The sequence below is a fragment of the Chryseomicrobium imtechense genome, assembly GCF_041475995.1.
GTDB lineage: Bacteria > Bacillota > Bacilli > Bacillales_A > Planococcaceae > Chryseomicrobium > Chryseomicrobium aureum.
Map to the genome: position 1 here is coordinate 1 of NZ_JBGOBM010000016.1, position 20,151 is coordinate 20,151.

Consider the following 20,151-nt stretch of genomic DNA (forward strand, 5'->3'; position numbering starts at 1 on the left):
GGGCGAAGCCATGGAATCTGTCCGTATTTGGTCCTTAGACAGGCTGTGGATGTGTACGCTCCGGTGGCCAAAAGCAAGAAATAACGACAAGAAAAGGTAGCCAGCTGTTGGCTACCCTCTGATTGGCATGCTCTTGTGTTACCGACTCGTTCGTCCGTGAAGAGAAAGACAGGAATCTACAGGCTGTCCTTGAAGATACAGCCTGTGATTATCGGCTTTTTTAGGAAGAAGCGACACGTAGAGCGACTTCATGAACTTCTAGTCGCTCTAGTGCAGTCGCCCAAAAAAGATATATTAACTTGAATCTACATAATCTTGAGAAATACATCTACAAATAGATATATTTGGGATATCATGAACATATAGATTAAATTTATTTACATATGACTATTCGATTAATCAATCCATGTATAAATAAAACTCTTGTCTAGAAGTCAGAGTAAGAAATTGAAAATATTGAAAAGGTGGAAATAAAATGATTAAAAGAATTACGGTCTTTTTGTTTGCAATAGTTTTAATGATTGGATGTACAGAAGTCGAAGAAAGCGTGTTAGAAGAGAGTACAGCAGTTGCTGAAGAAGAGGTAGTAAACCAGGTCGAAGAAAATAACGAAGATACCTCAGCAAATGAAGAAAAGCTGAAGAAACTAGCGAAGTAGGGAAAGAAGAATCTGAACCAGAAGTTGTAGAAGAAATAGAGATAGCTGCCGAAATCATTTTACAAGATGATAGTGAGCGATTAATGGAGTCAGGTAGATATTATTCAGATGAAGCAAAGGTTCCTGGTGTCGAACATGATGAGCTTGACGAGTGGCATGTGGTTGGAGATTCTCTTAGCGGATATAGGACACTTTTTGAACAAAACTTGTAAACCTTAATATATTTTATCTAAAAAATCTTTCACATCAATTATTATGGGAGGTTATTTTTTATTCAAAAAGGGGTAGCTTCCCGTAAATGCGTATTTACAACGTTAAGCTGTTTGTGTTGATAAAAATAAAGCATATACAACGATAAGAATTTTGAGACAAGTCATACAATAAAACACTAAATCGCTTTATTTGACGTAATTTCGATTATATCTCAATAGATTAAACCTTATTGTACAAGGTTTCCTGCTTTATCATTGTAAATCCGTATAATCGGGATGCTGCCCCTCTAAGAAGTAAGATGTTCTCATACCAATAAGGAACTCATACCATTTAATTAATGAGAAGTGCTTGTTTTCGTGTCAGCAGATCTTTGATTAAGTATAATTACTCCACCGACAATCATAACTAAACCAATAAATGTAAGAATATTAAATGGTTCATTCCACACCAAAACACCTATTAAAGCTGTCAGAGCTGTTCCTACACCTGACCAGATTGCGTAAGCTAAACTTAAAGGCAAAGTTTTTAAAGACAATGATAATGTATAGAACGCTATGAAGAAGCCAATTGCTACTCCAATTGTGGGGTATATATTCGTAAATCCTTCAGATAATTTCAACATAGATGTTCCGAATATTTCACCAATAATCGCAATTCCTAATGCAACATACCCTTTCATAATCCATCAACCTTCCTTTAATGAGACAATTTAAGTACCACAACACCAGCTATAATGATTAGTAAGCCAAGTAATATTTTTAGATTAAACTTTTCTTTCCAAACAAGAATACCAACAATCGCAGTAAGAGCAGTACCTGCACCAGACCATATTGCATAAGCAGTTCCTAACGGAATGTGTTCTAATGCTTTGGAGAGAAAATAAAAAGCACTCCCCATACCTATTACTAAACCAACTGTAGGGACTAATTTCTTAAAGCCATTTGATGCCTTCATCATAGAACTTCCGAATACTTCAAATAAGATTGAGCTAATTAATAATACATATGGATTCATGTGATATCCTCCTAGGTTGTAGATTCAATTAATTTTTCGATGATTTTTTCTCGTAAGTCAAAATTGATTTGTCCCAACTTAAAGAACTCGGAATAATAAAGACCATCGAGAGTAAGCCGAATTGTTGTTGCTAGTACAGAGTCAATACCATCCTCATCAATTTTTGATTGAATATACTCGAAGTGGACAAGGATGTTTTCTGTAACAGTATGATTCAATTTCGAAAAAGAATGAAATGCTATATTTAGAACTTGAGAATTGTTTAAATCATCAGTGTAGGCATGTATTAAGGCGCGAGTCCATTTTCCTTTTTCTATAGGATCATTCTCAGCTAATTCATTAAATCGGTATACAAAGTCTTGAAAAATAAATTCAGTTATTCCAGCATATAATGCTTCTTTTGAGGGGAAATGATACAATAAACCACCTTTGCTAACATTGGCTTGCTTTGCGACTGCTTCTAATGTCAAAGTATCAAAATCGTTTGAACCTAAGAATTCTATTGCAGCATTTAGTAGATGCGCTCTTTTGTCCTGTCCTTTTGCTGACATGATTACCCTCCTTTTATTATTCCATGAGATTATTATACCGTCCGGACGGTTTTTTGTCAAAATAAACTTACCTTGAATTTATTTTGATAGGGATGTTCCAGAATCAAAGTTTGTATTGTTTCTTAGAAAATGATTCTGTTAAAGGGCGCTATTCTGACATATGAACCAGCGTCCTTATTACATATAAGAAGCGCCATTGTTGAAGAAGCGCCTCAAAATTCAAGTTACCTTAGTTCATTAAAGATTTATGAAGTATGCAAAATCATTCAAAATAACGTTCCCAAATAAAAGTTTGGACGCAAACAAAAATCCTAGAAATCTTGCTTAAATAGTATTTCTTGGATTCATTAAGGTTGTAAATACGCATCTTTCTTACACTAACCCTACGATAGAAGTGTAGGAATTTTAAGTTTTGTTCATCATTTAGTTTTATTCATCGCTCAAATCGAGGTGTATCAACAGATAAAAGGTTTTATCTCTTAAAAGAATATCCTATACTGGTGGTGTGTCTAATGCTTACAATGTTACTCCTCAAGACAGCACGCTCAACCGCCATGGCGACCAAATCTATATGGAGAGTTTGATTCGAAGTGCAGGTGGTGTCACTGACTTTGAGGCAATCATCACATATCCAGATTGTATTTCAAATGCGAGAGCTATGAATTGAAGAAGTATAAAGATTATGAGGAACTGGTCGAGGAGGTCGATTGCTATATGCGATTCTATAATGAGGAACGCTATCAACAGAAATTAAACAACCTGGCACCGATAGAGTATCGATACCAGGTCGCAGCTTAGTTCTACCCTTTTTTCTTTTTTACTATCTACTTGACAGCGCGCAGTTCAGTTGTCTGAGGGGGTTAAGTATTATCTTTCTCTTTCGTGTTCTTTTTCCCTCGTGCCTCGATCTAATTGAAGGAAGGTACTCTTTAACTCTTTCGTTGAACTTAGATGTGGATTCAAACCATCTAGATGTTTTTCAAAATCTGTTTTTGATTGGATCTGAGGATTCTTCACAAGTTCCCATCCTATCGTGATACCATGTTTTGATTCAGCTTGTAGATTGGGTTGCTTTAGTACCTTCGCAAGTCGAGCATTCAGGTGGTTCGAGTTTAGTTGTTCAAGTCTCGGTGCATCCTTATGCTTTGTCTGACTCAAGAATTTATCTGTATTAAGAGACTGTGCAATACCTGATTTATCGATGAATCGTTCCGCCTCGGATTTCTTGAAAAAGGACCGTTGAGAGCTTCCTCCACCTTCGACTGTCACAGCGTATTTTCCTTCTTCAAGCTTCGTCACTTCTACAATATCCTCAACCTTTTTGTATTCTTCCACGAGCTGTCCCTTGTTTTCTAATACATTCAGTACATGATAGCGTTCAGTCAGCTCATCAATCGGTAGAATCCGGTTTGTGTTGGTACGTAAGAAATGATGCTGGTCACGTTCACTCTGTTCGACCTTTGCGTAGATGACTAATCCGTTCTTGCTGTCAAACAGTTGTAATGTCGGTTTGTCTTCAAAAGATACACCTAGCTTGGATTCAATCGATTCTTTGACCTGTTCTGGATCGATGGATTGATAGAACTCTTTGATCTTCTCACTTTGCATGCCGTTAATGTACTCGATTGTCTCTTTCGAGACGTCCTGTACCTCTTTGATCGCCTGTTTCGCAAGGTTCAAGTCTTGCGCCCATGTAGCGATGTAACCGGTAGAGGAAAGATCGGTATCCAGTCCATAATACTGAGAGACGATATACGCAGCGCATTCGGCCTGCGCCTCTTTGTGTCCTCTCGGAAGGTCTTTTATCTCACTCTCTTTGTGATGCAACTGGCTGTGTGCGTATTCGTGTATGAGGACTCGAAATTTTTGCTCGGTCGTCTTGGCAACAGCTGAGTTGATGACGATCTCCTCGTTCTTTCGGCTGTAATAGCCTCCATAGGATTTGTCTGCATGTTCTTCTTCACGGATCGTGAGTTCATGAAGATTGGTGTTCGTCTGTTCGATGAATCGGTCGTAAAGTTCTTGCAGCGACTCAGGTGACTGTAGATCTTTTTGAATGAAGTCACGCACGTTTGGGATTTCTTTTCCGTCCGTCTGGGCCACATCAAAAACCTTTCCGATGGTGAATCCCGTGATACTTTGGCGTACTTCAATTTTAGGATCTCCATTCTTGTCACGCAAGACCTCCCCGGTCTGTTCGTTGATTTTTGGAACCTTGATTTTTTGGAAAATCGGTACCAAGATATCGATCCCCTTCTCACCCCTCATGACATGGCGACCAAGAGCTTGCCATTGTTTGAATCCTCGGACCATCGTGGCGTCTGGTCGTTGCGAGGCAATCATAATGACATTACTAATTGAATAATGGTGGCCACTCGCCATCACATTCAACATCTCTTGAAAGCGACGATTCGTGAACATCTCTTCCAAGTTCTTCTCCAGGCGTTTACTGATTTCTGTAAGGTCTACTTTAGTCGACATAGTTCATCACGTCCTTTCGAATATACCAGGCCTCGTAGAGAGGTTCACTTCGTCCGGGAACCTTTACTGGGCTATAACAGGTGATTGTATAATCTCTCACGTCTTCTTCTAGATCGAGAAGACCTTCATATGTAAGTGCCTCGAACGGCACCGGGTCATAAAAGCTCAATATCCGTTTATCACTTGCGAGTATCTCACTGATCGTGACAAGCATATCCTTCTCCCCTTTCGCTTATAAGAGTGTCCGTAGGTCAGTCGCTTCGTGTTCCTTCAGACGTTCTTCGACTGAGAGGTCGTCTCTTTTCTGTTGCTGTTGTTCCCACTCTTCTTCAAGTCCCTCGTCTGTCAGGTCGAACAGGTCTGACTGATCTATTTCTTCCTCGATGATATGGACCGAACGTCCACCGTTTACGTTCGTCTCGGTATCCGTGAGCTGTGGAACGGGCGGTTTCGTGAATGCAGCCTCTTTCTTTATTGCACTTGTTACCGGTTCATTTGCTGTATGACGCTCCACATAATCGCCAAATACTTCGGATTGCCACGCCTTCTGTAGTTTCAATGGATAGAGTCCACTGACGAACAGGTAACAGTCGTTTTTGGCGATGCTGGCAAGATCGCCTTCTGAGATCAGCGAGCGCTTTACATACTGTTCGGACGTACTTTGACTGGAACTTGATTTCCCACTCATGAAGCCCCCACTTTGGCTAGAGGAACCGGTCTGGACCTTCGCTGTCGTCTCCCCGGCTAGCTGTGAGAAGTACTTGATGGTCTCCATGTCCTTGCTCCGCAGGAACAACAATGTGTCATGGTTCGAAAGGATGGAGCGTGCCGTCTCTTTTCCGTATAACGATTCGATCTGGCCATTGTCTTGGACGATGGTATTCATCGATAGACCGAGACCTCGACAGGTAGCGAGCACGCGGCCGTACTTGTCGATCTTTCCGATGTTCGGGAACTCATCTAACAAGAAGATGGTCGGGATCTTGAGCTTTCCTCGGTTCTCGTCAGCCATCTTATAGAACTGTGCGATCAGTTGGTCGAAGAACACGGATGTGAGCGCTGTGAACGGGTTCTCATCCATCGGCAGTTTTACATATAAAATGCTTTTCTGTTCTTGGAACTCCCGGAAGTTGAAGTCGCTTGTACGTGTCATCTCACTGATCTTCTTCAACGTGAAGATGCTGACCTGTGAAGCAAAGGATGACGTGACACTTGTTCGGGTGTTGCCTCCAAGCGTCGTGAGCCCTTTTAGTAACTGATAGGCCGGATGATATGGACCAAGGTCTTCATCTACCCAGTTCCGGAACGATTCCTCGTCAGGTGCGACATGTTCATTGAATGCATCAAGTACGTCCTGCATGCTGGCGTTCGGGATCTCGGTCTTGCAATAGACGATGAGTCCGGCAAGCATCTTCTGTGCACGCTCCATGAAGAAGTCTTCTTTTCCGTCTTTCGTCGAGTTCTTGGCGATGGTGACGGAGACGCTTTGCGCATCCTGGTCATCAAATACATAGTCGAGCAAGTTGTAGTTATCTTGATTGAAGTTGATGAAGTCGATCTGGTAGACCTTGTAACCTTGCTGGCGTTTGATAGTTGCGGTCTGTTCGAACAGTTCCCCTTTCGGGTCCGTCACGATCAATGTCTCTTCTCGGTTGTTGATGAGGTTCGGAATGACGTACGACTGTCCTTTACCACTCCCACTGGAACCGACGATGTAGACGTTTCGGTTATCGATCTCAGTCGTGCGTGGGATGATCATGAGTTGCTTTTTATCCGGGACCTTCCCGACGATCAGACCGTTCTCTAGTTGCTGCAGGGTCTTCTCCGGTTGCTTAGTTTGATACTTGTTCTTTTCAGAGAAATACTTGCCATTCAATACGTCAGCTGGTTTCGTGAACCGTGCCGATCCGTGGACCCCAAAATCATGGGCGTCTTCATACGAGTTCGTTCTCAAGCGCATCTTCGAAAGGAACCAACCGAAGAACACGATGGATAGGATGGCCACCAACAGTTGAGAACGCTGGTCCGTCTCCATCAGGAATGTGAAGGTGCCTCTGAAGTCGAGGAGGAGCGTGTTCAATGTTCCCCCACCATTCAAGAACCGGAGAAGACCGGTGAGTGCGTAGCCGACTATAAGCGACAGCAAAAGTGTGACGAATATCTTGAGGCCAGCACCTTTTTGGAAAGTCTTTTTCATAGAAGTTCACGCCTTTCGTCTGTTTGACTTTACAGTTCGATTTCGAGTCCGAGCTCCCGACGGAGCTGTTTGTCTTTGATCTTCTTGTTTCGTATCGCCATAGATGGTGTGTCGTTCTGTTTCCGTGTTCGATCTTGTTCAGCCTGTACGATGAGGCTCTCTAGGAGTTCAGCACTTGCTCGACCTGTCGGTAGATGCGTGAGAATTCCTTTATCAGAGCCGATTTTTCTTGTGAACGTTCCGTCTACCTTCGCCTGGTGCGCACACATCTTTTGTTCTCGTTCTTCTTGCAATACTTGGGCTTTACCAAGGCACTCTTTAAGAGAAGGACGATTTCGTTCTGTTCCTTTTGCATAATGGTGCAGGATGTCCCCTTTCATCTCAAGAGGAAGTTTCTCAACATCACGGACTAGTTTCGGTTTGCTATTCGCAAATGTCAGATGCAATAGGTCGTTGACCTGCAACTCGATATGTCTCGCTTTTGCTTCGTATTTTTCAATGAGCTGTTGTGTCGTGTTCAGTTTGATCGATGTCTCGTAGATGGCATTAAGGTCTTTTCGATCCGTTACAAGTTGCTCTTTTTTGTTTCCTAGTTTGATCAATAGTCGAGACTGGATACGGATCTGTTCACATACTTCACGTGATTGGCTGCAGACTTTTCGGATTTCTGAGTTCTCCAGATGTTCATTCATCTTTTCATAAGATGGGATTAGACTGTAGTTTTGATTAGATAGTTTCTCAAGGATATCTTTCTTAATAGTTACGATCTGGTCGTTATAAGCGAATCGTTCATCAATATCTGGATAGAGTTCATTGAATGCCTTATGGATGATCAGACTCTCGATCCGGTAAGCGCGTTCCGCATGTTCGATGAGTTGGTCCACTGTATGGCGATTTTTTTCGACATCATTCGTCAAAATGTCGAACGCGTCGAGTCGATCTGTAAAACGAGGTGTGAATGTTTTTCGTTCAAAACCTTGTGCGAGAAGTACGTCTGAATCATTGTCTTTGAATGCTTGATGTGAGGCATTGAGTACAGAATGTACGACATCTCTTTCTACCTCGGCTGGTTCGATCTTTCGCTCCTCCCAGCTGTAAAGGGATTGGAGCTGACCGTGGACGGTACTGAATGAATAGTTGTTCTTGATCCGATTCTTCATGAACCGGAGACTCTTCGAGTAGTCGTCATCAAGCTGCGCTGTGACTTCTCCTCTATGTCGATGAAGAAGTGCCGAGACGTTGATCTGTTTCTGTCGTGAAGACAGGTCGACGATCTTATGGTGCAGCTGTTCGATCTCTGCGTTCTTTCTCCGTATCTCTAGGTTCAATTGATGATAGAACGTCTTCGCCTCTATCCCCTTCTCTTCCATCCGTTTTACGTATTGGTATTCATTTCGTTCAAGACGGACCTGGGCGATCTTATCAAGTCCTTGTTCTTCAAATGAGAGGGCCGAGACACTCTTCTTGATGCCCTGTTCTTGAAACTTTGTGTTGATTGCATCGGCATACGCCATGCGCCATCTGAGTAATGTCTCTCGTTCATTCCAGTCGGTCGAATCGATGGTCTTAAATACTTTGTTATTGTTATCGTCTCGTAAGATCTGACCGTCCTTATCGTATTCATACTGACGAGTCTTCTTGTGGCCCCATGAACCGTCTTCATTGAACGGTCGCACCGTGAGCAAGATATGGGCGTGAGGATTGTGTTTTTTGTCTCTGTGGATCGAGACATCTGCAACCATCCCCTGTTCTACAAATTCTTTTTGGACAAACGACCGGATGAGTTCTTGTTGGGCATCTTCAGAAAGATCGATAGGAAGAGCGACGAGCACTTCACGTGCGAGCTGCGCATTCCATGCCTTCTCGACCCTCTCGACTTCGTTCCATAATCTTTCACGATCAAGTGTCCATTCAGGCGCATGGTCCGGCTTCAAAATAAAAGAGACCGGAGCAACTTCTCGTGACTTGTAGCCCTTCATCTCTTCATCACGCTCGGAGTAGAGTTGTTCTCCACTGCGATAGCTCGCACTGGCCACAACGGACTGGCTCTTCTTGCTGATGATGTTGGCTTGTAGTCGGAAGTAACTCACGGTCTCTCACCTCTCTTTTTTCTTACATACATCCGAAGGCGACAAACAAAGTTCCGAAGGACTTTGCCCCAGGACACCACCCCGAATTTTGGGTGGTGTATAACTGGGCACTCGCTTGAAAGCTCGGATTCATTATACCATATTTTTTCCTTTTTACTGAAATATTTTTATCTATATGTTAAAATTTTTACATATAAATAAAAAAAGAGGTGGAAAACATGGCAAACAACATTGAAAAGATCACGAGCATCGAGGAACAGATCAAGAAGTTAAAAGAAAGACAGAAGAACCTGGAAAGACAGATGCAGCAGAACATCGGGGCTGAGGTATTGCGTTCTTGGAATGTAAGTTCAGAAAAAGAAGCCATCGAATGGATTCAAATGCTGGCGGGACAGGTGAACGGAAACGAGACAAAATCAGAAGAGTGGGATGGTCATGAAGACACCGGAAGATAATCTGATCAAGTCAAAAGAATTGAATCAACAGATCACAGGACTGAAGAGAAAGAAGAATCAATTACAGAACGAGACAAAACGACGAGCAAGTTGGGAACAGAGAAAATTAAGGACCAAGAGACTGATCGAGACGGGAGCACTTGCGGAGAAATATTTTGGGTTAGAAGAGTTCACGATAGAACAACGCGAGAAGATATTTCAGACGTTCTCGGAATTCGTGAAAGGTAAGATAAAGAATATAAAACAATAAAAAAGAGCATGTCCCCTTTTGCAGGTGGGCATGCTCTTTGAAATTAAATATCTTTTTCAAGATCATCAGAAAGCGGAATGACTTTCCAAGTATGTTCAGTTAAAAGATTTAATTCATGGGCTCTCTTTTCAGCAACCTCACGGTCTTCGAAAATCACTTCCTTGTCTCCTTCTGAAATGACATCTTCATTAATAGATCGGACTAAGTATCTCATTCAATACCTCCACTTAACAAAAGTAGAAATTTCTACTTTTGTTAAGTGGAAATTTCTACTTTTGCGAGAATGATTAATCGTGATTTAAGAAATCTGTCATAAATTCAAATTGCTTTTGCTGTCTGTCAGTCAATTCATTCTTTTGGTAGTAATCAATCAGTTCAGAGAGGATAGCATATGTTTTATTTTCATCCATAAATTTCCCCAGAACACCTATCTTTACATGAATATCATAAGGAACTTTTATCGATTTAACACTGTCGTTTTTACCTACTACGCTTGCTCGTTTTTTTCTTGCAGTGCTATCTTTTTTATTTGTAGAAGCATCTTCTTTTTGGTTGCTAGGTTTACTTACAGGATTCTTTTCAACTTCTATTACAGGACTAGAAGGCTCAGAGTTAAATTTAAATCCACTGTTTGAGCCTGCATTAATATTGACTGGTTTAGGTCGATCCATTGGCTTTGGTTTCTTTTTGATTAGAGGTCCTTTGTTTCCAGTCTCAGACATTAGATTCCTCCTCCTCAAGACGAACCAGCTTTTCATCCATCTCTTTTATAACATCTAAAAAGATTTGATGAGCTTTACGATCATGGTGATCTTCATTTTTTATTCCAGTCACATCCCATGCCTTCAAACGTTCAAGATGTTTAACAACACTCTTGAATACATTGTCTTCTCCAAATAGTTCAGTGGCTCTTTCTACCGTTGATTGATCGACTCGTCCTCCAGCACGCAATAGTACTGGCAATACCCCTAGTACTTGAATATCAGCATCGTATTCATCATGCATAAACTGCAAGTATGAAACGTAAGTTTCAGCACCTTCAAGGGATAGTTCTTGTGCTTGCAGTATTATAAGAACATAGTCTGATGCCATCATTGCATTATCTGAGTAATCACTTATAGTTGGAGGAACATCGATGATAATATAATCATATTGTTCCTTTAAGGGCTCAAGTAAAGTCTTTAATAAAGTGATTTGATCTAGGTCTGTAGGATAGTTTTGATAAAGGAATTTCGAGAAATTTTTAAACGATACGGCTGCCGGGATTAAATCAAGATAATCATTAACTTTTAAAATAACACTTGATAAGTCTCTATCCTGAAAGCCTTCAAATATTGTTCTTTCTATTTCAGTAATTCCAGCTGTGCGAGCTATTAAAGTACTAGCATTTCCTTGAGGATCCATATCTACTAACAATACTCTCTTGTTATGTACATTTGAATACTCCCAACTAGTCATGACAGACACTTTAGTCTTACCTACACCACCTTTAAAGTTTCCTACAACAATCGTTTTTGCCACCATAAGTTCTTCTCCCCTTTTCTACAAATTTCTACCTAACAAACTTCTACCTTTGTATATTTCTGATAATAACATAAGTAGAAGTTTGTGTGAATGAAAATTTAATTGTAATATAATTGTAATATTTAGTAGTTCTTCTATGCATAGGTAGAAAAGTAGAAATTTCTACTTATGCGAGAAAGGCGTTCATTCTAACAAAAGTGGAAAAGTAGAAATTTCTACTTATGCGAGAAAGGCGTTCATTCTAACAAAAGTAGAAAAGTAGAAATTTCTACTTATGCGAGAAAGGCATTCATTCTAACAAAAGTGGAAAAGTAGAAATTTCTACTTATGCGAGAAAGGCATTCATTCTAACAAAAGTAGAAAAGTAGAAATTTCTACTTATGCGAGAAAGGCATTCATTCTAACAAAAGTAGAAAAGTAGAAATTTCTACTTTTGTAAGGCTTCAAACGTTGATTTGACGCTATTTACTTAATGTTTTTAATCCTTTAACTTATGGAGAGATACGCATAGTTAGAGGGGGCCGCTGGATTGAATATCGTCTTAGAAACCATATTGAAAGATGGAATTTATACATATAAACATAAACATTCAAAGGCCAACCTCCCTCTAAAAGTAGAAGCTTTCAAAGTTGAGGGGAAAAGAAAAAAAGGTGCTATCCCAGTTGTCCGGTCCAAAGAGGACCTTCTAACACCTAGCGGTGTGAAAGGATATGTCATTACATCTGTTGAGTCGTTGACTGAAGATGTGGATGTACTTTCTCATTGGAGCCCGAATGTCTTCAACTATCTGACGTATACAGACGATCAGAGAAAATACATAAAAGGTCATGAAGAGAAGAACCTGCAACAGATCAACACATTTGTCGTCGATATCGATTCAAAGAGACAGTCGTATACGGATATCTTATCTGCAGCTGTTGAACATAGCGTTGGGGCTCCAACGATGGTTCTTGAGACTCCGAAAGGGTTCCAGGTCTATTTTGTATTGAAGACACCTCTGTTCATCAGCAACAAGAACGACTTCCGTGGCCTGAAAGTGGCCAAACGGATTTCAGAGAACATCAAATTGAGCTTGGCGAAGGTCTTGCATGGGGTAGACGTCTCATGTAATGACTTTGGCTTTTTCCGTATACCCAAAAAAGAGAATGTACGTTGGTTCTCAGAAGAGTGTGTATTTGATTTTGGAAGCCTCATCGCGTGGTCGAGACGTCAAGACGACGACAGTGGACGAGGTCTCTTTGTCGTGTTACAAGAAAGAAGAGAGAACGATGTGACTGAGACAGCGTGGTTCCGTGAGTTGTTGCGTACTCAGGACGTCAAGGGCACATCAGGACAGCTTGGCCGTGACAATCTCATGTTCACGTTGGCTCTTGCTTGCTATAGCGCAGGGAAGGGGAGTGGCGAGGCCCTAGATTTACTTGATGAGTACAACTCACGCCTCAAGAGTCCGGTACGTCACACAGAGGTCGAAAAGATCGTCCGAAGTGCATACAAGGGACGATTCAAAGGAGCCAGCAAGATATACATCAAAGAACTTCTTGATGCATGGGGCATCCAGAAAGACGTGAAGATCGAGACGCCTCGAAGTGGATGGTACAAGTTCAAGAAAGAACGTGAAGATCGTGTGCGTAGTCATTATGAAGAGTGGGAAGAAGACTTGCTCGCATACATCGATGAGATGACGCAACTGGACCGACCGGTCCACTGGACGACACAAAGTGAGATCTGTGAGGAGATCGGGATTCCTCGCAGTACATTGAACGAGGTCATCCGTCAATCAACAAAGATCATGGTCAAACGGATCGGAAAAGGACGTGCAGCAAAGACAGGACTCACCTCTGTTGCTGTGCTACTTCAGTGTGCCCTCAGCTATCAGAAGACTCATAGACTTCAGTACATCGTAAACCTAGAGCTGTTCCTGACAGAAAAAGAAAATGAGACGGCTGTCGGGGAGCTTCAAAACCAATTAGATATTTATAAAAGACTACAAGATGCGAGGGGAGGACCGATGGATAGAGCGAACTCTAGTTAATTGTCCAGTATGCCAATACATATCTGTATACGTGTGCTTTTTACTCTCATCTGTATCTGTTATCCATCAATCTTTTTTAACCAAATAGAAAAACATCCAGCTTAAAACCGGATGTCTTAGGTGTTGTCGTTATTCTTTTTTATTTCGGGAAGGTATTCTTCAAAGCGTTCAAATAATCTATCTAATTGTTTGTTCTGGAAGTCTTCTTGAAATGCTCTGATGAACACTTCCTCAGGATTGAAGCCAAGTGTGTTTGCATAGTGAATGATCCAACCAAGTGAGTAATTTTTAACGCCTCTCTCGATCTGAGAGATAGTAGCAATATTGATGTCTGTCATTTCTTTGACTTCTTTAAGTGTAAGTTCTCTTTCAAGACGAATGGATTTTAGAGCCCCACCAATCTTTTCATAGATATTAGGTTGTGATTGAGACGTCATATGAAAAATCCTTTCGGAACGATTGTATGTTCCATAATCTGTGATATACTAAGTCCAATAATTTTACTTATAAATAAAAAAATCCCTACAAACACCTCTATTGATAGTTTGGCGACGGTCAATAAAGGTGCGGTCGAGTAGAGAGGTCCTTTGATTAATATATCTTGATTATAGCATATATCTTCTTGGTGCGAAAAGTTCGTTTTTTCGTATCGTGAAGTGTTTAAGTGCTTGAGGACCTTCATTCTTTCAGGGAGTGGAAGGGGACGAACAATCATGACAGGCAAGTATAACATTCGAGAAGAGGTAGCCCAGCGATTCTATAGGCTACCGAAGGTCTTCTTTACAAGCGAGCGCTACAAGAAACTGAGTAACGATGCAAAAATAGCCTTTGCGATCCTTCAGGACCGATTGGACTTATCGATCAAGAACCAGTGGTTCGATGAAGAGGGGAACATCTTCTTCCTTTACGGAAATCAACAGCTCGGGGATATTCTCAACTGCAGCAAACCTACTGTCATCAAGATCAAAAAAGAGCTCAATCAAGCGGAACTTCTGGAAGAGAGACGTATGGGATTATCTCAGTCGAACCGACTCTATTTACTAAAACCCACGGCCGATATGGCAGACATAGAGCAACTCAAGAAGCTCGATGATGCGCCTCAATCCCTTGGGAGAGAAGAGAAGTCAAAAAATTTAACTTCAAGAAGTAAAGATTCTTTACCTCAAGAAGTAAAAGATTTTAACACTAATGATACTGAACTTAACGATACTGATTTTAGTGATACTGAATATAAGATCAATCAATTACGAGATACACAGGTCCTTCCTGAAGCTATCCTGGATGCCCTTATGAAGAACAAAAAGAGATTGATGGATGATGCAATCGATTTGAAGGATATAGTGAACCATTACTTCGCACATCAGGAGGTCCTGTCGGTCCATCAGTATGCAGATGCCTTGCAGTATTCGCTTGAACGAACTCCAGGGAAGATCCACAGCATCACAGCGAGATTGACAAAAGCTGTAGAAGACAAGCGACGTTGGCTCAGTGACCAGTCAAAACCAGTCATTCCAAAAGACCGTACTGAGAATGTGCCAGAATGGTTGAGGAAAGATGTTCATGAATTAAAAGTTACCAATGATATCAGTGAGGAAGAGATCGAGCAAGAACGTCAGAAACTATATAGAGAGCTAGGCATAGAGGGGTCCCAATGACCCTTCTATTTTTTATTTATAAGTAAAAATCATTATAGGAAATTATAGGGAAAAAGTCGTTTATTGTAAGAAAAAAGGCACTTGAAACGAAAAAATCTGTTTTTTTTTGGGATTTTAAAAGGGTTAAAAAGTAATGGTAAAAAATTGGGATTTTATATTGCCCATATTTAGGCAACTGTGTTAGAGTTTAGACAACAGAGAAAGGTGGTGGCAAAAATGTTCGAGAGAATTTCTGGATTCTTAAACACATTGTTCGCAGATATGCAGACGACGTTCATCACGATCTTCATGATCGGGTTACTGATCTGTGCGATTGGAGTATGGGCAGGAGATGAACAGTCATCACCCAAGTTCAAGAACGGTTTGAAGCTATGTGTCGTCGGTGTCGTCCTGTTCCTACTCGCAAAACCAGTGATCGACTATATCCAGACGAATCTATAAGACTACGTAAGAAAGTATGTGATACCGATGCGTTCAGACTCGTATTTAGAGCGTCAAGAACGATTGCGAGAGAGAGGGAAGGTAGAGCTTCCACTCAATATCGATACAAAGAAGTATCTCTACGGAAACATCTCCTTCCAAGACGTGTTCATCGTGACGCCGTTCCTTGTACTTGGTGCAATCATCTCCTACGTGTTCTACCAGATGGGCATCTTCAATCAGCAGCTCTTATTAATAGCATTCGTTCCAGCTATGCTCGTGACGGTGTTCCAACTCAACAAGCACCCGGTTCGGAAGAACCTGTCACTTCTCCAGTATAAAGTGATCTGGAAGCTGCGGGCACGTCACAGACAGAAAGAGTTTCATTATGCGAAAGGGGCCTTGCCGATGAACCGAAAAGAACGAGATACTCGGACAGAACTGGGACTTGCAAACATCGCAAACGGTTGTCTCGAATCCTCAGATGGTCGGTTGATCAAAGTGCTCGAGGTCTCATCCATCAATCTGTCGCTCATGAATGAGCTGGCGAAAGAGAACGTATTGTCGGCATATCAGGCGTTTATTAATGACACCGGAGAGAAACAGATTCAGCTGATGCAGGTGGCGCAACCTATCAACCTGACGAACTATCTGATGTGGTTCAACGAACAGGTGGACCAGAACTCGTCGTATGCCAAACGGATGTTGAAGCAAGGATACGCGAATCAGATCGACCGGATCCAGAAGTCGAAGAACATGGTGACAAGGAAACGGTATCTTGTCATTTCGAAACCGTTCTCCAATTCACCAAAGGACTATCTGAAACTGGAGACGACCGCAAACATCTTGCAGACAAAGCTTGAACAGATGCTGTCAGGATACGAAAAACTCGATGTGAAGATCTTAGAGAACGATGAATTATTGAAGTTCTACTATGCATGTATCGATTTTGAGAATGCGCAGGCGCAAGGACAGAACATCGTCCACAAGACGAATGCAAAACTCGATGTTGTGGTTGGGAAGAACACAGCCAAGGCACTTGTCGAACAGTACAAGACCTTACTCAACGACCGATTCGAATAGGAGGTGGGAGCATGGTATGGAAGCCGAGATGGTTACAATCAAAAGAACAGGAAGAGATGACATTTGAAGATACAGTCACTGGAATGAATGAGACACTCCTCACGGCCATCGCCCCAGATAACATCACAGAATACGATTCATCGGTACGAGTCGGATCGAATTACACTCGGACGCTCTTGATCGTCGATTACGACCCGATTCAGGACCAGAGCAAGATCCAACAGGTGACAGAGATTCCGGAGAACGTCTCCCTTGTCCATTACCTTCAGGAATACAACCTCGGCGAGGTACGCTCGCAGCTCGTCAAGAGCATCAAACAGAACCGCATGAAGATGAACACCCGATTTGCGGATGAACAGACGATCATCGAGTCCGAAGGACAGATCGAGAGTGCGTCTGAGATGTTGCGAAACCTTTCGTATCGCAACGATAAGATCTTCCTTTTCCATACACTCATCCATTTAGTGGCGAGTTCACAAGATGAACTCGACCAACTGACCACGACCGTCAAGAGCAAGTTTTCCAAGATTGGGATCATTCACAATCCGACAGACCGAGCTGTAGACGCCTTTCGCTCATTTCTCCCACTCAACAGCAACAAGGTCGAGTCACTCACGTACAAGATGAGTAACTCCGAAGCCATATCGTATTTCTTCCCGTTCCATGAGAACGAGATGTTCTCCGAGACCGGGCTCATCAAAGGACGCAACATGACGACCGGTAATGTTGTGATCGTCGACGATACAAAGCTCTTGAACCGTCACGAGTTTGTGATCGGGATCTCGGGTATCGGGAAGTCGACCTATTTATTCGCCAACATGACGAACAAGCACATGCTCGGCCGGAAGGTCATCACAGTCGACCCAAAAGGGGAGTTCGGACGCAATTACTCCGATTTAGGCGGAGCGTGGGTGAAGTTCCAGCTGAAAGGCGGGAATCGCATCAATCCGATGGACCTTCCGAAGATCAGCGAGAAGATCCAGATGGAAGAATCGGAGCTCGGTAACATCTTGCTGACGAAGATCTCGAATCTCCTCGTCATGTTCAAACTCATGTACAACTCGATGACCGACCTACAGGAAGACATTTTGAGCCGGTATATCCAAAAGGTCTATGAAGAGAAGGGAATCGATGAGACGACCGACGTCAATGGTCTAACTGTCACAGATTATCCGATTTTGGAGGATCTCTATACATTGATCGAGCGAGACAAACAAGATGACCCAGCACTCTACGAACGGATACGTGATTTTCATACGACGCTCGAGACTTATGTATACGGTATTTATTCGGAGCTGTTCAACGGACCGACGAACGTCAACATCGAAAACGATCTCATCTGTTACGACCTGAAGGAGATGAGCAACAACGAGAAGATCCAGCGGATCCTTTTCTACAACATCTTGTCGCACACGACGTACGAGATCATGAGTGGCGACCGGGAACCGAGCGACATTTTCATTGACGAGGCACACGTCATTGCAGACCCGAAGGTGCCAAAGGCGATGGAATTTATCTATTTCATGATGAAGGTCTTGCGTTCGTTCAACTGTGGTATCACGACAGCCTCTCAATCTGTGGAGGACTTCTTGTCAGCACGTGATGAGAACCGCAACTACGGAAAAGCGATCATTACACAGTCCGTGCAGCGTCTCTATCTTCCGATGAGTGAAGAAGAACTGAAGTACCTCGAAGAAGAGCTTGGGAACACGTTCTCGAAAGAAGAGCGTTCCACGTTGATCTTGAAGGACGGAAAGAAGAAAGAACAGGCCGGGAAAGGTATCTTCTACACCGGTTCGAAAAAGATCAAACTCGAGGTCCAACTGAACGAAGTGACTGAAAAACTGTGGTTTGAACAGAAGAGCATCAATGAACTGACGATTTAAAAAGGGATGATGGTATGGATCCACGACAGACAGCAAAGACGATCGGTTCAATCTTACTGACGAAGATATTGTTCAGTCCACTTGGACTGATTGCGGTGGGCGTGACGTTTCTAATGATTTTGGTGCCTGTATTCATGTCCGTTGCGAGTAAAGGCGAAGAGTTCAACCTTGATGACCCTGACAGTAATCTGAATGCTCTCTCAGGCGGTGTAGGAGGCGCTTACTGCGCTGTAGACGGAGAAATCAATGAAGATCTCTGGTCGGCACAGTTCGCCTCAGCAGGCGTGTTCTCAGGTAAAGAGGACGTGTTTCTTCGAGTCGCCGACGAACAGGGGATTGATCCGGTACTCATGGCAGCCATCGCACTTCATGAGACCGGTTATGGGACATCATCAGCTGTCGTGGAGAAGAACAATCCAGGAGGGTTGATGGGGTCAGGTGAGCTCTTTGTCTTTGACACGCTTGAAGAAGGCATTGAATCGATGGGACAGACGTTGCACAACCGCATCATCAAAGACGGTCTGGTGACGATCACAGACCTTGGCTCGGTCTATGCACCAATAGGAGCTAGCAACGACCCGACGAACTTGAATGTCCACTGGGTCCCGAATGTCACGAAAGTGGTTAGCTCGTTAGGTGGATTGACGATGAACTGTGAAGTGCTTGTCGGAGACTTTGTCCAACCCATTCCGAACGTTGTCATCAACTCGAACTTTGGGATCCGAGTCCATCCGGTCACCGGAGAGATCAAGGCGCATGAAGGCGTGGATCTTGCGTGTCGTCGACCGGACCCGATCTTCGCAGCGAAAGGTGGCCGGGTCGTATTTGCAGAATATCCGAAAGGAAATCTCAGTACGTACGGAAATGTTGTCGTCATCGAGCATGAGAACAAGCTCTTCAGTCTCTATGCCCACCTCAGCAAGATCGATGTCGAGGTCGGCCAGATGGTCGGGCAATTAGAAAAGGTCGGGGAATGTGGGACGACCGGGAGGTCAACTGGAGACCACCTCCACTTTGAGATTCATACGGACCGGATGTTTGGCAATCGGGTCAACCCGATGGATTATCTGACGACAGAGGAAGGTGATGAGGGATGAGGCAATTGAACCTAGCAACTCTTTTACTAGGAATGAGCACGCTGATACTGGCGCTTGTGAGCTTCAATCTCTATTTCAGCAACAAAGACACACAGGAAGCAAATGAACGCTTAGAAGAGCAGATAGAGCGTCTAGAGATGGATGCTGGAGAGACAGAAGAACTCTATTCCGAGACAGAGGCATTTCTCGATGCCTTATTTGAAGGGAAGGCACTTGATTATTTCACTGAATCCTACCGGACCGAAGTAGAAGAAGAGATGATGGATGAAGAGTCGATGTACGAAGAGGATCAAAATAACAAAGAGGAGCTTGAGGTCTTCAATATCTCCGTCAGACCCCAGGAACAGGGATACAAGGTCTATGCCATCTATCGTGTCACGCTTACCGGCGTGGGGGATGAACAGCAACGAGTGATGTATCTGATGTCACAGATCGAATGGGTTCAAAATGAGGGGTGGAAGGTCGATTCACACGACCTAGAACCACTCGTGTCTGGAGAGTCGGTCGAGCAGGCGATAGGAACCGAATGATGTCGAGAGAGGGTG

At 42.8% G+C, this 20,151-nt stretch carries 22 protein-coding genes and 1 pseudogene; 12 read left to right on the forward strand and 11 right to left on the reverse strand.

Annotated elements, in window-relative coordinates; all coding sequences use genetic code 11:
* Positions 1-475 precede the first annotated feature (475 nt).
* Positions 476-658, forward strand: coding sequence for a hypothetical protein (locus AB5N96_RS12090; protein WP_499705637.1), 183 nt, complete (start codon positions 476-478; stop codon positions 656-658).
* 547 nt (positions 659-1,205) lie between these two features.
* Here the strand turns inward: AB5N96_RS12090 and bcrC are convergent.
* The 3 genes from bcrC to bcrA are packed head-to-tail and all read right to left on the reverse strand — an operon-like array spanning position 1,206 to position 2,436.
* A complete protein-coding gene (gene bcrC, locus AB5N96_RS12095; RefSeq protein ID WP_003725292.1) occupies positions 1,206-1,550 on the reverse strand; it encodes a quaternary ammonium compound efflux SMR transporter BcrC in 345 nt (114 codons plus the stop codon).
* Between the two features lie 17 nt (positions 1,551-1,567).
* The gene (gene bcrB, locus AB5N96_RS12100; RefSeq protein ID WP_079523984.1) at positions 1,568-1,885 is read right to left on the reverse strand and encodes a quaternary ammonium compound efflux SMR transporter BcrB; all 318 of its coding nucleotides are present in this window, start codon (positions 1,883-1,885) and stop codon (positions 1,568-1,570) included.
* 11 nt (positions 1,886-1,896) lie between these two features.
* Positions 1,897-2,436, reverse strand: coding sequence for an efflux transporter transcriptional regulator BcrA (gene bcrA / locus AB5N96_RS12105; protein WP_079523985.1), 540 nt, complete (start codon positions 2,434-2,436; stop codon positions 1,897-1,899).
* 499 nt (positions 2,437-2,935) lie between these two features.
* On the opposite strand from bcrA, the pseudogene AB5N96_RS12110 reads away from it, so the two are divergent.
* Both AB5N96_RS12110 and AB5N96_RS12115 read left to right on the forward strand, forming a co-directional pair.
* Positions 2,936-3,073, forward strand: a pseudogene (locus AB5N96_RS12110) (DNA/RNA non-specific endonuclease); the annotation flags it as partial.
* A complete protein-coding gene (locus tag AB5N96_RS12115) occupies positions 3,073-3,234 on the forward strand; it encodes an IS3 family transposase (RefSeq protein WP_226320904.1) in 162 nt (53 codons plus the stop codon). The pseudogene AB5N96_RS12110 and the gene AB5N96_RS12115, both read left to right, overlap by 1 nt.
* 69 nt (positions 3,235-3,303) lie before the next feature.
* On the opposite strand, the gene AB5N96_RS12120 is transcribed toward AB5N96_RS12115, so the two are convergent.
* From AB5N96_RS12120 to mobQ, 4 genes are read right to left on the reverse strand one after another with little or no spacing between them, the layout of a single operon-like run.
* Positions 3,304-4,917, reverse strand: a complete 1,614-nt coding sequence (locus AB5N96_RS12120; protein WP_499705638.1) for an ArdC-like ssDNA-binding domain-containing protein — start codon at positions 4,915-4,917, stop codon at positions 3,304-3,306.
* On the reverse strand, positions 4,907-5,131 hold the full coding sequence (locus AB5N96_RS12125) for a hypothetical protein (protein ID WP_070778439.1): 225 nt from the start codon (positions 5,129-5,131) through the stop codon (positions 4,907-4,909). Before AB5N96_RS12125 ends, AB5N96_RS12120 begins: the two co-directional genes overlap by 11 nt.
* An 18-nt stretch (positions 5,132-5,149) precedes the next feature.
* On the reverse strand, positions 5,150-7,114 hold the full coding sequence (locus AB5N96_RS12130) for a VirD4-like conjugal transfer protein, CD1115 family (protein ID WP_499705639.1): 1,965 nt from the start codon (positions 7,112-7,114) through the stop codon (positions 5,150-5,152).
* A gap of 29 nt (positions 7,115-7,143) precedes the next feature.
* Positions 7,144-9,204 carry a MobQ family relaxase gene (mobQ, locus tag AB5N96_RS12135; protein ID WP_499705640.1) on the reverse strand — a complete coding sequence of 687 codons (2,061 nt, stop codon included), beginning with the start codon at positions 9,202-9,204 and terminating at the stop codon, positions 7,144-7,146.
* Positions 9,205-9,422: 218 nt separating this feature from the next.
* Here mobQ and AB5N96_RS12140 point away from each other — a divergent pair, with 218 nt between their 5' ends.
* Both AB5N96_RS12140 and AB5N96_RS12145 read left to right on the forward strand, forming a co-directional pair.
* The gene (locus AB5N96_RS12140; RefSeq protein WP_499705641.1) at positions 9,423-9,659 is read left to right on the forward strand and encodes a hypothetical protein; all 237 of its coding nucleotides are present in this window, start codon (positions 9,423-9,425) and stop codon (positions 9,657-9,659) included.
* Complete coding sequence (locus AB5N96_RS12145; protein WP_499705642.1) at positions 9,640-9,909, forward strand: hypothetical protein; 270 nt, start codon at positions 9,640-9,642, stop codon at positions 9,907-9,909. Before AB5N96_RS12140 ends, AB5N96_RS12145 begins: the two co-directional genes overlap by 20 nt.
* A 43-nt stretch (positions 9,910-9,952) precedes the next feature.
* On the opposite strand, the gene AB5N96_RS12150 is transcribed toward AB5N96_RS12145, so the two are convergent.
* The 3 genes from AB5N96_RS12150 to AB5N96_RS12160 form a co-directional block, all read right to left on the reverse strand.
* Positions 9,953-10,123, reverse strand: coding sequence for a hypothetical protein (locus AB5N96_RS12150; protein WP_499705643.1), 171 nt, complete (start codon positions 10,121-10,123; stop codon positions 9,953-9,955).
* Between the two features lie 73 nt (positions 10,124-10,196).
* Entirely contained in the window at positions 10,197-10,631 is a 435-nt protein-coding gene (locus AB5N96_RS12155; RefSeq protein ID WP_094943960.1) for a hypothetical protein, read from the reverse strand.
* Positions 10,624-11,433, reverse strand: a complete 810-nt coding sequence (locus tag AB5N96_RS12160) for an AAA family ATPase (protein ID WP_499705644.1) — start codon at positions 11,431-11,433, stop codon at positions 10,624-10,626. The genes AB5N96_RS12155 and AB5N96_RS12160 overlap by 8 nt, the downstream gene beginning before the upstream one ends.
* A gap of 529 nt (positions 11,434-11,962) precedes the next feature.
* On the opposite strand from AB5N96_RS12160, the gene AB5N96_RS12165 reads away from it, so the two are divergent.
* Positions 11,963-13,465 carry a primase C-terminal domain-containing protein gene (locus AB5N96_RS12165; protein WP_499705645.1) on the forward strand — a complete coding sequence of 501 codons (1,503 nt, stop codon included), beginning with the start codon at positions 11,963-11,965 and terminating at the stop codon, positions 13,463-13,465.
* 116 nt (positions 13,466-13,581) lie between these two features.
* Here AB5N96_RS12165 and AB5N96_RS12170 read toward each other — a convergent pair whose 3' ends face one another.
* Positions 13,582-13,902 carry a helix-turn-helix domain-containing protein gene (locus AB5N96_RS12170; protein ID WP_094942951.1) on the reverse strand — a complete coding sequence of 107 codons (321 nt, stop codon included), beginning with the start codon at positions 13,900-13,902 and terminating at the stop codon, positions 13,582-13,584.
* Positions 13,903-14,178: 276 nt separating this feature from the next.
* Here AB5N96_RS12170 and AB5N96_RS12175 point away from each other — a divergent pair, with 276 nt between their 5' ends.
* From AB5N96_RS12175 to AB5N96_RS12200, 6 genes are all read left to right on the forward strand, one after another.
* The gene (locus AB5N96_RS12175) at positions 14,179-15,120 is read left to right on the forward strand and encodes a replication initiator protein A (RefSeq protein ID WP_499705646.1); all 942 of its coding nucleotides are present in this window, start codon (positions 14,179-14,181) and stop codon (positions 15,118-15,120) included.
* A gap of 216 nt (positions 15,121-15,336) precedes the next feature.
* Complete coding sequence (locus tag AB5N96_RS12180; protein ID WP_079523993.1) at positions 15,337-15,561, forward strand: hypothetical protein; 225 nt, start codon at positions 15,337-15,339, stop codon at positions 15,559-15,561.
* A 27-nt stretch (positions 15,562-15,588) separates the two neighbouring features.
* The gene (locus tag AB5N96_RS12185; protein WP_499705647.1) at positions 15,589-16,623 is read left to right on the forward strand and encodes a TraC-like domain-containing protein; all 1,035 of its coding nucleotides are present in this window, start codon (positions 15,589-15,591) and stop codon (positions 16,621-16,623) included.
* A gap of 11 nt (positions 16,624-16,634) precedes the next feature.
* Positions 16,635-18,509 carry a VirB4 family type IV secretion system protein gene (locus AB5N96_RS12190; protein ID WP_499705648.1) on the forward strand — a complete coding sequence of 625 codons (1,875 nt, stop codon included), beginning with the start codon at positions 16,635-16,637 and terminating at the stop codon, positions 18,507-18,509.
* Between the two features lie 14 nt (positions 18,510-18,523).
* Positions 18,524-19,606, forward strand: a complete 1,083-nt coding sequence (locus tag AB5N96_RS12195) for a peptidoglycan DD-metalloendopeptidase family protein (RefSeq protein ID WP_499705649.1) — start codon at positions 18,524-18,526, stop codon at positions 19,604-19,606.
* Positions 19,603-20,136 carry a hypothetical protein gene (locus AB5N96_RS12200; protein ID WP_499705650.1) on the forward strand — a complete coding sequence of 178 codons (534 nt, stop codon included), beginning with the start codon at positions 19,603-19,605 and terminating at the stop codon, positions 20,134-20,136. Before AB5N96_RS12195 ends, AB5N96_RS12200 begins: the two co-directional genes overlap by 4 nt.
* Positions 20,137-20,151: the final 15 nt, after the last annotated feature.

Coding starts and splice junctions, on each gene's coding strand:
- AB5N96_RS12120 (WP_499705638.1), bottom strand. CDS start 4,917: ATGTCGACTAAAGTAGACCTTACAGAAATCAGTAAACGCCTGGAGAAG.
- AB5N96_RS12125 (WP_070778439.1), bottom strand. CDS start 5,131: ATGCTTGTCACGATCAGTGAGATACTCGCAAGTGATAAACGGATATTG.
- AB5N96_RS12150 (WP_499705643.1), bottom strand. CDS start 10,123: ATGAGATACTTAGTCCGATCTATTAATGAAGATGTCATTTCAGAAGGA.
- AB5N96_RS12170 (WP_094942951.1), bottom strand. CDS start 13,902: ATGACGTCTCAATCACAACCTAATATCTATGAAAAGATTGGTGGGGCT.
- AB5N96_RS12160 (WP_499705644.1), bottom strand. CDS start 11,433: ATGGTGGCAAAAACGATTGTTGTAGGAAACTTTAAAGGTGGTGTAGGT.
- AB5N96_RS12190 (WP_499705648.1), top strand. CDS start 16,635: ATGGTATGGAAGCCGAGATGGTTACAATCAAAAGAACAGGAAGAGATG.
- bcrC (WP_003725292.1), bottom strand. CDS start 1,550: ATGAAAGGGTATGTTGCATTAGGAATTGCGATTATTGGTGAAATATTC.
- AB5N96_RS12195 (WP_499705649.1), top strand. CDS start 18,524: ATGGATCCACGACAGACAGCAAAGACGATCGGTTCAATCTTACTGACG.
- AB5N96_RS12140 (WP_499705641.1), top strand. CDS start 9,423: ATGGCAAACAACATTGAAAAGATCACGAGCATCGAGGAACAGATCAAG.
- AB5N96_RS12155 (WP_094943960.1), bottom strand. CDS start 10,631: ATGTCTGAGACTGGAAACAAAGGACCTCTAATCAAAAAGAAACCAAAG.
- bcrB (WP_079523984.1), bottom strand. CDS start 1,885: ATGAATCCATATGTATTATTAATTAGCTCAATCTTATTTGAAGTATTC.
- AB5N96_RS12145 (WP_499705642.1), top strand. CDS start 9,640: ATGAAGACACCGGAAGATAATCTGATCAAGTCAAAAGAATTGAATCAA.
- AB5N96_RS12130 (WP_499705639.1), bottom strand. CDS start 7,114: ATGAAAAAGACTTTCCAAAAAGGTGCTGGCCTCAAGATATTCGTCACA.
- AB5N96_RS12185 (WP_499705647.1), top strand. CDS start 15,589: ATGCGTTCAGACTCGTATTTAGAGCGTCAAGAACGATTGCGAGAGAGA.
- AB5N96_RS12175 (WP_499705646.1), top strand. CDS start 14,179: ATGACAGGCAAGTATAACATTCGAGAAGAGGTAGCCCAGCGATTCTAT.
- AB5N96_RS12180 (WP_079523993.1), top strand. CDS start 15,337: ATGTTCGAGAGAATTTCTGGATTCTTAAACACATTGTTCGCAGATATG.
- AB5N96_RS12200 (WP_499705650.1), top strand. CDS start 19,603: ATGAGGCAATTGAACCTAGCAACTCTTTTACTAGGAATGAGCACGCTG.
- AB5N96_RS12090 (WP_499705637.1), top strand. CDS start 476: ATGATTAAAAGAATTACGGTCTTTTTGTTTGCAATAGTTTTAATGATT.
- bcrA (WP_079523985.1), bottom strand. CDS start 2,436: ATGTCAGCAAAAGGACAGGACAAAAGAGCGCATCTACTAAATGCTGCA.